9 protein-coding genes are annotated in these 10,163 nt (G+C 71.3%); 6 read left to right on the top strand and 3 right to left on the bottom strand.

The features are described 5' to 3' along the window. On the bottom strand, positions 1-307 hold a 307-nt coding region (locus Msi02_RS42400; protein WP_204053356.1), incomplete at its 3' end, for a hypothetical protein. A 486-nt stretch (positions 308-793) separates the two neighbouring features. Between Msi02_RS42400 and Msi02_RS42395 the strand changes: the two genes are divergently transcribed. Then, complete coding sequence (locus Msi02_RS42395; RefSeq protein WP_204053355.1) at positions 794-1,252, top strand: HNH endonuclease signature motif containing protein; 459 nt, start codon at positions 794-796, stop codon at positions 1,250-1,252. Positions 1,253-1,371: 119 nt separating this feature from the next. On the opposite strand, the gene Msi02_RS42390 is transcribed toward Msi02_RS42395, so the two are convergent. Continuing rightward, positions 1,372-2,073, bottom strand: a complete 702-nt coding sequence (locus Msi02_RS42390; protein WP_079320905.1) for a CBS domain-containing protein — start codon at positions 2,071-2,073, stop codon at positions 1,372-1,374. A gap of 222 nt (positions 2,074-2,295) precedes the next feature. On the opposite strand from Msi02_RS42390, the gene Msi02_RS42385 reads away from it, so the two are divergent. From Msi02_RS42385 to Msi02_RS42365, 5 genes are all read left to right on the top strand, one after another. Then, positions 2,296-2,955: a CBS domain-containing protein gene (locus Msi02_RS42385; protein ID WP_079320909.1), complete on the top strand. Its 660-nt coding sequence runs from the start codon at positions 2,296-2,298 to the stop codon at positions 2,953-2,955. Between the two features lie 23 nt (positions 2,956-2,978). Continuing rightward, positions 2,979-3,968 (top strand): Acg family FMN-binding oxidoreductase, encoded by a 990-nt coding sequence (locus Msi02_RS42380; protein ID WP_204053354.1) that lies wholly within the window; start codon positions 2,979-2,981, stop codon positions 3,966-3,968. A gap of 388 nt (positions 3,969-4,356) precedes the next feature. After that, positions 4,357-7,209 carry a beta-L-arabinofuranosidase domain-containing protein gene (locus Msi02_RS42375; protein WP_204053353.1) on the top strand — a complete coding sequence of 951 codons (2,853 nt, stop codon included), beginning with the start codon at positions 4,357-4,359 and terminating at the stop codon, positions 7,207-7,209. 71 nt (positions 7,210-7,280) lie between these two features. Then, positions 7,281-7,892 (top strand): Rv1733c family protein, encoded by a 612-nt coding sequence (locus Msi02_RS42370; protein WP_204053352.1) that lies wholly within the window; start codon positions 7,281-7,283, stop codon positions 7,890-7,892. Between the two features lie 16 nt (positions 7,893-7,908). Next, positions 7,909-9,597 (top strand): sensor histidine kinase, encoded by a 1,689-nt coding sequence (locus Msi02_RS42365; protein ID WP_204053351.1) that lies wholly within the window; start codon positions 7,909-7,911, stop codon positions 9,595-9,597. Here Msi02_RS42365 and Msi02_RS42360 read toward each other — a convergent pair whose 3' ends face one another. Beyond that, positions 9,598-10,017, bottom strand: a complete 420-nt coding sequence (locus Msi02_RS42360) for a hypothetical protein (protein ID WP_204053350.1) — start codon at positions 10,015-10,017, stop codon at positions 9,598-9,600. It abuts the gene before it with no gap. Positions 10,018-10,163 lie beyond the last annotated feature (146 nt).

Genomic DNA, 10,163 nt, shown 5'->3' with positions numbered 1-10,163 from the left:
CCCGCAACACACCGACCCTGCCAACGAGCACTCCGAAGCCGCCGACCCCGAACCCACCGACAACCCCGGCCACGCCGACGCCGCTGACCCAAGCAAGGCTGAAGACGCCGGCGACTACACGACCAGCGACACCAGAGGCGCCGACCACCCCGGCGAGGCCGACAACATCGGCGGCCTCGGCGAGATGGGTGGCCCGGGTGACGTGGGCGGCACCGACGCCGCCTGCGATATCGAAGACACCGACCCCAGCGGCACCGAGCGGACGGATGTCACCGGTCCCGGCGTTGTGGCCCCTGGTGTTGCGCACCCTGGCGTTGTGAATCCTGATGACGCGGCTGGGCGTCTCGTCGGCCCTGCGTGGCTCGGCGGACGTGGTGACCAGCCTCCTGCCGGGTGCCCACAACCAACCGGCCCGCAGCCAACCGGCGCACAGCCGACGGAGCCGCAGCCGAAGGGCTCACAGTCGGGAGAGCCACAGCGAAGCGAGCCACAGCCGAGCGAGTCACAGTCGGTTGAGTGGCAGTCGCCCGATCCTCCTCCCGAGGACACCGCTGTGCATCACACCCACGCCGGGCATCGGCCTGCGGGGGACTGCCGGCATGGGCAGGGCACGCGTGAGGACCACGGCCACGGGCAGCGGGGGCACGGCGAGGGCGGATGCGGGTGCGGCCGCAATACACGGTGCTCGTCGGCAGCGCCGGGGACGCCGCGGACACCGGGAACCGCGCCGGGAGCGTCACCGGGGGCGCCGCCGGGCGTGCTGCCGGGGGCGTTGTTGGGGACGGCGCCGGGGTTGTTGCTGGCGACCGGGCAGATGCTGCCCGTCTCCAGCGTGCACCGCCTCGCCCGCACCAGCACCCTGGTGCGCCTGGTCATGGACGCCGACGGGCAGGTGCTGGACATGGGCCGCAAGGTCCGCCTGGCCACCCCCGCCCAACGACGCGCGATCTTCGCCCGCTACGCCACCTGCTGGATCGACGGCTGCCCCCTGCCGGCCACCATGTGCCAGATCGACCACGCCGACAACTGGAGCAGCGGCGGCCTGACGGACCTGAAACTGCTCGGCCCGGCCTGCCAGTTCCACAACCGCGACCGCTACCGCTACCGCCACCCCGACCGCTACACCCGCCGCAAGGAAGGCACCGACCGCTGGGCCTTCACCTACCACCCGACCCGCACGAGAGTCCGGAGCTACCGACATGAGCCCAGGCATGAACCCGGACACGAACCCGGACACGAACCGGGAACATGAGCCGGAGCCGCAGGCGGGGCGGAGGTTCCGGCATTGCGCCGGCATTGCACCGCGGCATTGCACCGGCCTTGCTGGTGCATGCCGGTGCTCGCGCGGGCCGCTCCGGCCGGGCTCCGGGATCAGGCCTCTTCCCAGGGGCCGACGTCGTCCTCCTTCCACTCCAGGCGGTCGACGACCCCGATCACGCCGTTGGTCCGTTCGACCATGCGCGTGAGCACCCGCGCCTGGGAGCGGCGCTCCAGGGCTCCGGTGAGCGTCACCACGCCTTCCGACACCGACACCTCGACGCCCGACAGGTCGGCCCACAGGCAGTTGCCGATGATGTCCTCGCGTACCTCGCGAGCGATGTCGGCGTCCGCGCGGGCGAGGACCTTGAGCAGGTCGTGGCGGCTGATGATGCCCACGAGCACGCCGTCGTCGTCCACGACGGGCAGGCGTTTGACACCGTGCTGGCTCATCTGCCGCGCTGCGCTGACCACGCTGGTGTAGGGCCGGGTGGTGACCGGGGGAGCGGACATGAGTTCGGCGGCGGTCACTCCACGGGCCCGCGCCTGGCTCCTGGCGGCCCCGTGCCCCATGGCCTCGCGCAGGCGGGCGCGTAGCGGCGGCCGGTAGCCCTCCCGGTAGAACTGCTCGCGGAACTCCTCCTTGCGCAGCAGGTCGGCCTCGGAGACCACGCCGACGACGTGGCCCTCGCCGTCGACGACGGGCACCGCGCTGACCTCGTGCGCGATGAGCACCTCGGCCACGTCCCTGAACGGCGTGCTGCCGTTGACGGAGGCGACCTCGCTCGTCATGACGTCCCGCACCTTCATGTGCATGATCGGCTCCTTCCCCGGGCCGTCTGCCGTTCCCAGTCCCATCGCACCGCCGTACGGGCCGGATGCGAAGGGACGGACGGCCCTTACGGCGGGGCCCTTCGCCATTCCTCGCCCGGGGACGGCGGATGGGGTGGCCGAAAGTCCCGGGTGGTCAGGACCTTCACCGCTGACCTCGAAAGACACGGAGAGGGACGCTGGCACTGAGAGATGGGAGGCGTCGTCATGACGGCGAAGGTGAAGGATGTCATGGGCAAGGTCGCCATCGCGGTGCCGATGGACGCGTCGTTCGCGGACCTTGTCGCCACCATGCAGCGGTTCAAGGTGGGCGCCGTCACGGTGATCGACGCCGACCGGCGCCCGGTCGGGGTGGTGTCGGAGGACGACATCCTGTTGAAGGAGATCGACCCGGGCGAGAGCGTGCTCGACGGTCCCCGCAGGCGTGAGGAGCACCGGAAGGCGACGGGCACGAAGGCCGGCCAGATCATGACGCGCCCCGCGATCACGGTCACCGGCGGCACGTCGGTGCGGGACGCGGCCCGGCTGATGCACCGCAACCGCATCAAGCAGCTGCCCGTGATCGACGCCATGACCGGCCGCATCGTGGGGACGGTCCACCAAGGCGATCTGCTGCGCGTGTTCGTCCGTCCCGCGGAGGACATCCTGGCCGACATCGAGGAGATCGCCGCCCGGCTGAACCTCGGCCCCGACGACCTCCGGATCACCGTCTCCGGAGGCGTGGTCGCGATCGACGGACAGGTGCCCCGCAGGTCGGACATCAAGCCGCTGCTGCATGCCGTACGCCGGGTCGAGGGCGTCGTCGAGGTGGACGCCGAGATCGCTTTCCTCGTGGACGACCTGCTCATCGCCCCGCCGTTGCTGTGACCGAGCCCCAGGGGGAGGAGATCGTGAACGCCCGGACCTCTGAAGGGATCGCGCAGGCGGCGAAGGCCGCGGTGGAGGCGGCCCTGTGGGCGCCGTCGATCCACAACACCCAGCCCTGGACGTTCGGCGTCTCGGGGGACGAGATCTGCCTGCGCGCCGACCCGGACAGGAAGCTGCGGGTCTCCGACCCCACCGGCCGCCAGATGACGATCAGTTGCGGCGCCGCGCTGTTCAACGTGCGGATCACGCTGCAGGCGCTCGGCTACGAGCCCGAGGTGCGGCGCTTCCCCGACCCGGAGCGCCCGCTGCTGCTGGCCACCGTACGTGTGCGGCCGGGGCGGGAGCCGGGCGAGCACACCCGCCTGCTGCACGCGGAGATCGAGCGTCGCCGTACCCACCGGTCCGGGTTCACCGCTCTGCCGGTGCCGGACCCCCTGATGGACGCGCTCGTGGCGGAGGCGGCGTCCGAGGACGGCCACCTGATGCCGATCGGATCCGACGCCGCCGCACGAGTGCTCGCCGCGCTCACCGGCGCGGCCCAGGACGTGCAGTCGCAGAACCGGTTGTTCGTCCTCGAACTCATGCGCTGGGCCCGGCCGCCCGGCAGCTCACGCCGCGACGGGGTGCCCGCGGCGGGTTATCCGACCGATCCCCGGCGTATGTACCCCCAGCACTTCGCGCAGCGGGACTACGCCCGGGGCCACGAGTGGGGGATGGCGCCGGACGAGCAGGTGTCCGCCTCGACGGGCCTCGTGGCGCTGCTCACCAGCGCGGGCGACGGCCGGGAGGACTGGCTGCGCGCGGGCGAGGCGCTGCAGCGGATGCTGCTGCACGCCTCCGCGTACGGCCTGAGCGTCGCCTTCCACACCCAGGCACTGGAGATGCCCGAGTTGCGGGAGTTCATCCGCAGGCATCTGTGCTCGGGGGAGCCCCCACAGATGATCATGCGGCTCGGATTCGTGATCGACGAGAGCCAGAGCGTCCGCCGCGCCGCCTCCGACGTCCTGGAATGAGCGCTCAGCGCCGGAACGGGTGAAGAGCGCCGCCGCAGCGGCTCTTGACGGGCCGCGTGCGAGCGTTAACATTGCCGACACATGAGCGGTGAGCGGTATGGCGCGGTCGCCCGGTGTGTGAACCCGGCCAGTCGAGCGATGTCGTCCAGCTTGCCCTTATCGGCCTTGACCAGCGACAACGACCTCTGACCCCGCCGACCGTCGCCCCTGTGACGGCCGGTCGGCCCGGACTCGCGACCGAACCGCGGCGAGCGATCGCCCTTGCCTCCAAGAAACCTTATGTTAGCGCTAACAACTCCAGCCCGTGGCCCGCCGCCGGATGACCCAGCTCAGACTCGCGAGAAATCGCACCACCAGACGCCGAGTCAACGATGAGGAGCCCCCCGAAATGACCACCTCCATCCACCGACGTGACGTGCTGCGCTGGGCCGCCCTGGCCGCCGCCACCCCACCCGCGCTCGCGCTGGCCTCCGTAACCGGGCCGGGAACGGCCCAGGCGGCCGTCGCCCGCACCGCGACGACGGCGAGCGCGGCCGGCGGCGACTTCCCGATTCCCTCCGGATGGCGCGTGCAGCCCTTCGCGAACGACAGGGTCAAACTCGGTGACTCCCTGTTCGCCACGAACCGCGACCGCATACTGAACTTCCTGCGGGCTTATCCGGCCGACCGCATGCTGTCCAACTTCCGGGCCAACGCGGGGCTGGACACTCTCGGCGCGCAGCCGCCCGGCGGCTGGGAGGACGCCACGGGCAACCTGCGGGGCCACTACGCCGGGCACTTCCTCAGTGCCCTGGCCCTGGCGTACGCGGGCACCGGCGACGAGTTCTACAAGAACAAGGTCGACTACATGGTCACCGCGCTGGGCCAGTGCCAGGACGCCCTGGCCGCCAAGGTCGGGCAGCCCGCGCCGCCCCCGGCTCCGGTCGCCCGGGTGGACGGGAAGTTCGGCACCGCGGTCAAGTTGAGCGGCCCCCAGTACGTGGCGCTGCCCTCGGGTGTCCTGAGCGGGCTCGGCGACTTCACGATCGCCCTGTGGGTGAACCCCACGGTGATCAGCACTTGGTCGAGGATCTTCGACTTCGGCACCGGCACCACCCGCAACATGTTCCTGGCCCTGAGCGCGGGATCGGCGCCGCGTTTCGCCATCACCACCAGCGGCAGCGGCGGCGAGCAGCGGATCAACGGCACCAGGCAGCTGGCCGCCAACGCGTGGAGCCACGTCGCGGTCACCCTGTCGGGCGGCACGGGAACGCTCTACGTCAACGGTGAGGCGGTCGGCACGAACACCGGCATGACCCTCAAGCCCTCCGACCTCGGCACGACCGGCAACAACTGGATCGGCAAGTCCCAGTACGGCGACCCGCTCATGAGCGGGGCCGTCGACGAGTTCCAGATCTACGACCGCGCGCTGAGCGCGTCGGAGGTCCAGGCCCTGACCACCAGCGCGGACGGCGGCCTGGGCGGCGGGAACGTGGCCTGGTACCGGTTCGAGGAGACCTCGGGCGAGACCGCGGCCGACTCATCCGGCAAGGGCCGCGACGCCCGCCTGATCTCCGAGGCGACCGGGGCCCCCGGGCCGAGCCACCCCGGGTTCCTCGCCGCCTACCCGGAGACGCAGTTCATCCTGCTGGAGCAGGGCGCGACCTACCCGACGATCTGGGCGCCCTACTACACCTGCCACATGATCATGCGCGGGCTGCTCGACGCGTACCAGCACGCCGGCAACCAGCAGGCCCGCGAGATCGTCCTGAAGATGGGCGACTGGGTCCACAGCCGGCTGTCCAAGCTCTCGCGGGAGCAGCTGGACAAGATGTGGACCACGTACATCGCGGGCGAGTACAACGCGATGAACGCGGTGATGGCCGACCTGCACGCGCTGACCGGCAAGCAGGAGTACCTTGAGACGGCCAAGTGCTTCGACAACACCGCGCTCAAGAACGCGACGATCGCGAACCAGGACACGCTTGACAGGAAGCACGCCAACCAGCACATCCCGCAGTTCATCGGTTATCTCTCGGTGTACGAGCAGACCGGCGATCGCGACTACCTGACCGCCGCCGTCAACTTCTGGGACATGGTCGTCCCGCACCGCACCTTCACCGACGGCGGCCTCTCCGGACCGAGCGACAACGGCGAGCTCTTCGGGGCGCGCGACGTCATCGTGGGCGCGCTGGGCGCCAACAACGCCGAGACGTGCGCGGTCTACAACATGCTCAAGCTGAGCAGGGGCCTGTTCTTCCACACCGGCGACCCGAAGTACATGCAGTACTACGAGCGGGGCCTCTACGGCCAGATCCTCGCCTCCCGGAGGAACGTCGACAGCACCACGGACCCGCTGCTGACCTACTTCATCCCGATGAGCCCCGGCTCGGTCAGGAGCTACGGCAACCTCGGCACCTGCTGCGGCGGCACCGGCCTGGAGAGCCTGACCAAGTTCCAGGACTCCGTCTACTTCAAGGCGGCGGACGGATCGGCGCTCTTCGTGAACCTCTACATGGCCTCCGAGCTGACCTGGCCGGAGAAGGGCTTCCGGATCAGGCAGTCGACGGACTACCCGGCCGACCCTTCGGGCACCGTGACGCTCAGGGTCGACGGGTCGGGCCCGCTGGACCTGAAGCTCCGGGTGCCCTACTGGGTCGAGAAGGGGTACACCGTACGGGTCAACGGGGTCGTGCAGCGCCTCGGTGACGCGCCGGAGGGGTACGTCACGGTCAGCCGGACCTGGAAGCCCGGCGACGAAGTCACGATCACGATGCCGTTCAGCCTGCGGGCGGAGAAGGCGCTGGACGCCCCGTCCATCCAGAGCCTCGCCTACGGCCCGGTGCCGATGGTCGCCCTGAGCGATGAGAAGAGCTACCGCGACTTCTCCTTCTACAAGGACCTCGGGCTGGACGGCGACCTGGCCAAGGCCATGGCGCCCGCGGCGCCGATGACCTTCACGACCCACGGGCTGTCGCTGGTGCCCTTCTACATCGGGGACACCAAGCACTACCACGCCTACTTCCGGAGGCGGGAGCCCGAGATCGTCTTCGGGAAGGTGGACTCCGGCGTGCCGAACCGGGCCAAGGACGACGGCACCACGTTCCTCGACGCCGTCTGGGAGCAGGCTCCGTTCGGCAACCGGGGCCGGTTCCAGTCGGCGGTCGCCCACGCCGCGGAGGAGTGGGTTGCCGCCGGCCTGCTGTCGCCCGCGGAGAAGGACAAGGTCGTGTCCTCCGCCGCCCGGGCGAAGCTGAGCTGAGGCCGTCCGGGCGGGCGTGGACGGGCCCGCCCGGGGAAGTGGGACCTCCTGTGCCCGACAGGAGGGGTGCCATGAGGTCGATCGCCCGCTGGGTCGTGTCGCGGTTACGCCGCTACCGGCCCGATCGCAACCCGCTGCGCCGCCGTTCCGATCTGATCGAGGCGGCGCTCGCGGCGGCGGCGCTGGCCGCCGTCCTGCTCTCCGCGTGGCCCGCGGCGCTGGCCGCTCGTACGCTGTACGACGGCGGCGTCGCGGCCGAGCGGGTCGGGCCGGGGGCACGGCAACTGGTCGAGGCCACCCTGGTCGAGGGCACTTCGATGGAGGAGGGCTCCGCCGTCCCGGTCAACGGCCGCGGTCTGCCCGTGGCGAGCCCGGCGCGGTGGACGCTCCCATCCGGCGAGGTCCGGGAGGGCATGGTCCCGGCGGCGCTCCTCCTGCGGGACGGCCCGGCGAACGCGCGGCTGTGGGTGGACGCCGCGGGCAGGCCGGTCGCGCCGCCGCCGCAGCGGGCCGAGACGATCACGAGGGCGGGGCTGGCCGCCTTCGGCGTCGTGGCGGGCGCCGCCGCCCTGGCCTGGGCCTGCTTCGCGCTCGCGCGTCACTGTCTGGACCGCAGGCGCTACCGCGAATGGGAGGCCGCCTGGGCGGCCGCCGACCAGAAGTGGCGCCGTCACCACATCTGAACCAGACTTTTGCCCCATGACGGAGAACGAGCCGCGGTCGCTGATCCCCAGCATGCGGTTGGACGATTTGCTGGCCGAGTTGCAGTCGCGTCTGGAGGCGGTGCTGGCCACCCGGGATCGGGTGCACGCGTTGCTGGAGGCGGTCGTCTCGATCGGCAGCGACCTCGACCTGGAGGTGGTGCTGCGGCGCATCGTGGAGACCGCCACGACGCTGGTCGACGCGACGTACGGCGCGATGGGAGTGATCGGGGAGGAGAACACGCTCGTCCAGTTCGTCCCGGTAGGGCTGACCGAGGAGGAGATCGCCAAGATCGAGCACTGGCCGCACGGGCTGGGCCTGCTCGGTCTGCTGATCAAGGAGCCGCAGACGTTGCGGCTGTCGGACATCTCCCAGCATCCCGAGTCGTACGGCTTCCCGCCCGGCCACCCGCCCATGGGCAGCTTCCTCGGCGTGCCGGTGCGCGTCCGCGACGAGGTGTTCGGCAACCTCTACCTCACCGAGAAGCGCGGCGGCGGGAACTTCGACGAGGACGACGAGGCGATCGTGGTCGCCCTGGCCACCGCCGCCGGAGTGGCGATCGAGAACGCCCGTCTGTACGAGGAGAGCCGCCGCCGAGAGACCTGGTTGCAGGCCTCGGCCGACATCACCACGCGTCTGCTGTCCGGCGCGGAACCGCAGGAGGTCCTCACGCTGATCGCCCGGCGCGCCCGCGAGATGGCCGACGCCGACGCCGTGGCGATCCTGCTGCCGCGCAAGGGCGCCGACACCCTGCAGGCGGCTCTCGAGGACGGCGAGCCGGGGACGCGCCCGGCCGGCGGCGATGTGCCCATCGAGGGCTCGCTGGCGGGCCGGGCGTTCCTGAGCGGCGAGCCCCTCATGCTGGACGACCCCGGCGACACCGGCGACACCGGCGACGTTGAGGCGGGGCCGGTGGCGGCCGTGCCGCTGGGCGCGGCCGGGGCCGTACGCGGGGTGCTCGCCCTGCTCAAACGCCCGGGACGGATGCCGTTCAGTCAGTCCGAGCTGCGGACGTTGCACGCGTTCGCCGGGCAGGCGGCCGTCGCGCTGGAGCTGGCCGAGACCCGAAGGGACGCCGAGCGGCTCGGCCTGCTCGAAGACCGCGACCGGATCGCCAAGGACCTGCACGACGTGGTCATCCAGCGGCTGTTCGCGGTGGCGATGACGCTGATGAGCGCCGTGCGGCTGGTCGAGCGGCCGGAGGCGTCCTCCCGGCTGCAGAGCGCGATCGACGAGCTGGACACCACCATCCGGCAGATCCGTTCGACCATCTTCGCCCTGCAGACCCCGCGCGAGGACGCCTCGCCCAGCCTGCGCGCCCAGGTCGTCGACCTGGTCGAGGGCGCCCGCGGTCACCTGGGCTTCATGCCGGGCCTGAGCCTGGAGGGCCGGCTCGACAACGACGTGCCCGCCGAGGTCGCGGAGCACCTGCTCGCCGTCCTGCGCGAGGCCCTGTCGAACCTCGTACGCCACGCCAAGGCCACCCGCGCCGACGTCGCCGTCCACGCCGGGGACGGGCGGCTGACCCTCGTGGTGGAGGACAACGGCGTCGGCATCCCGGCCGAGGGCCGCCGCAGCGGTCTGCGCAACCTCGCCGACCGGGCCGAACGGCTCGGCGGCGCCTTCACCCTCGGCTCCCCCGAGGCCGGCGGCACCCGCCTGGAGTGGAGCGTCCCGCTGGGCTGATCACTTCATGTTCTGCGAGATGTTGCAGGAGCGGCTGCCGGGGGCGCAGTAGGCACCCTGGCTGGTGATCTTCCCGGCGGAGGTGACGGCGGTCGACTGCGGGCCGCTCAGCAGCGAGGGCGTGTAGACCCCGTTGAGGTTCTGGATGTTCCTGCCGCGGCCCGACCTGTACTGCCTGGCGCTGGTCCGCCCGCCTCGGACCATCTGTTGACCGCGCGGGCCGGGCCGCGGCTTCGCCTTGGCCTTGGCCGCCGCAGCGGCCGCGGCCGCGTGCGGTTTGCGGCGCAGCGGAGCGGAGGCCGCGTCGGCCGATTCCGCGACGGCGAGGCCCGCCAGCGAGACGACGAGCGCGGCCACCGCAAGCCGCCGCGCCGCCGAGACGAGATCGGTTCGGATGACGTCCGCGCAGTGACGAGACACCTGGCAACCACCTGCCCATGCGCCAGCGGATATAAGCGACATAGGGCATATGCCCGTATTGCTGGGGTCCCGTCGGCGTCCTGGGGAACTCCGGCACGGATGATTACCCTGTCCGGCGGCCTGCCTTGAGGCGGGCGGCGAGCGCG

The organism is Microbispora siamensis (genome assembly GCF_016863095.1).
Classification (GTDB): domain Bacteria; phylum Actinomycetota; class Actinomycetes; order Streptosporangiales; family Streptosporangiaceae; genus Microbispora; species Microbispora siamensis.
This window is presented reverse-complemented; position numbering and strand designations above follow the sequence as displayed.

Excerpts from the sequence above, each read along its gene's own strand:
- Msi02_RS42385 (WP_079320909.1), top strand. The coding sequence starts at position 2,296 with ATGACGGCGAAGGTGAAGGATGTCATGGGCAAGGTCGCCATCGCGGTG.
- Msi02_RS42365 (WP_204053351.1), top strand. The coding sequence starts at position 7,909 with ATGACGGAGAACGAGCCGCGGTCGCTGATCCCCAGCATGCGGTTGGAC.
- Msi02_RS42375 (WP_204053353.1), top strand. The coding sequence starts at position 4,357 with ATGACCACCTCCATCCACCGACGTGACGTGCTGCGCTGGGCCGCCCTG.
- Msi02_RS42390 (WP_079320905.1), bottom strand. The coding sequence starts at position 2,073 with ATGCACATGAAGGTGCGGGACGTCATGACGAGCGAGGTCGCCTCCGTC.
- Msi02_RS42370 (WP_204053352.1), top strand. The coding sequence starts at position 7,281 with ATGAGGTCGATCGCCCGCTGGGTCGTGTCGCGGTTACGCCGCTACCGG.